Below are 1,225 nucleotides of genomic sequence, written 5' to 3' on the forward strand. Positions count from 1 at the left end.
GCGGAGGCACGCTATTATGCCCAGGCCGAGGTCCAAGCCTTGGCCGCCTGAGCCAAACCAAACGGCCTCCGGAAAACCCGGGGCGATTCAAAGTCATCCAGCACGGTCGAGAGGTCGTACCAGCCCCAGCCGAGCACCTTCAGATAGGTGAAGTCAGTCTGCCAGAGTTGATTGGACGCGGTGGTCTTGTCCCGGAACTCGTCGGCGGCTTTGATCAGGATGTCGGCCGGGCTGGTGATCAGGTCCTGGGCCTTGAGCAGGCGGTAGACGCTCGCCTCCGAACGGTCTCTGCCGGCTTCCGAGCCGGCCCGGATGTCTGCTTCATCTTCGCTCCTGAGGCTACGATGAACCAGACATCCTCCGTTCGTGAACGGCCTCAATCTGTCTCACGAGCGCTGATGGCAGACAAAACCCTCTCAACGAGCGGCGTCGACCGAAGCACCTGTTTGCCGGCCTGGTGAAGTGTGGCTGCTGCGGTGGCGGCCACGCAATGATCTCGAAAGACCTGCTCGGCTGCGCCACGGCGCGCAACAAGGGGACCTGCGACAACCAGGTCAACATCCGTCGCGACGCGCTGGAAGTCTCGATCCTGAACGGGCTGCGCACGCACCTGATGGAGCCGGAGCTGTTGCGCGAGTTCTGTGCCGAATTCACACGCGAGGTGAACCGGCTGCGGATCGAGCGTGGCGCCGAACCCGGCGCCAAGCGCCGCGAGCTGGAGCGCACCGAGCGCGAACTGGACAAGGCCATCGATGCGATCCTGGCCGGCATCCCGCCCCTCAAGCTCAAGGCGAAGATCGAAACTCTGGAGGGCCGGAAGGCCGAACTGACCGCGTTCCTTGGGGGATGCGCAGGAGCCCCCGCCCCTGCTGCATCCGAACATGGCGGAACTATACCGGCAGCGGGTGGTGAAGCTCTACGACAGCCTCCGGACGGAAGACGGACGCGCAGAGGCTGCGGAACTGTTCCGCACGCTCGTCGATCAGGTGACGCTCGTCCCTGAAAACGGCGAGCTGCGCTTCATGCTGCGCGGCGACCTCGCCGGCATCCTGCGGTTTGCTGCGAACAAGAAAAACCCCGGCTCCCTGTCGGAGGCCGGGGTTCTGGATGGCTTGCTCTCGCAAGGATCGTTGGTTGCGGGGACAGGATTTGAACCTGTGACCTTCAGGTTATGAGCCTGACGAGCTACCGGGCTGCTCCACCCCGCGCCAAGTCTGTACGGCTG

Annotated in this window: 1 protein-coding gene, 1 tRNA gene and 1 pseudogene; 1 reads left to right on the plus strand and 2 read right to left on the minus strand. The window is 63.9% G+C overall.

From position 1 onward, the window contains the following. Positions 1-89: 89 nt before the first annotated feature. Positions 90-284, minus strand: a pseudogene (locus tag ABIC30_RS31770) (IS3 family transposase); the annotation flags it as partial. 206 nt (positions 285-490) lie between these two features. On the opposite strand from ABIC30_RS31770, the gene ABIC30_RS31775 reads away from it, so the two are divergent. Beyond that, positions 491-1,003 carry a hypothetical protein gene (locus ABIC30_RS31775; RefSeq protein ID WP_354456841.1) on the plus strand — a complete coding sequence of 171 codons (513 nt, stop codon included), beginning with the start codon at positions 491-493 and terminating at the stop codon, positions 1,001-1,003. 128 nt (positions 1,004-1,131) lie between these two features. Here ABIC30_RS31775 and ABIC30_RS31780 read toward each other — a convergent pair. Then, positions 1,132-1,208 (minus strand) — tRNA-Met (locus ABIC30_RS31780). Positions 1,209-1,225: the final 17 nt, after the last annotated feature.

Source organism: Methylobacterium sp. 1030 (assembly GCF_040544715.1).
Taxonomy (GTDB): Bacteria; Pseudomonadota; Alphaproteobacteria; order Rhizobiales; family Beijerinckiaceae; genus Methylobacterium.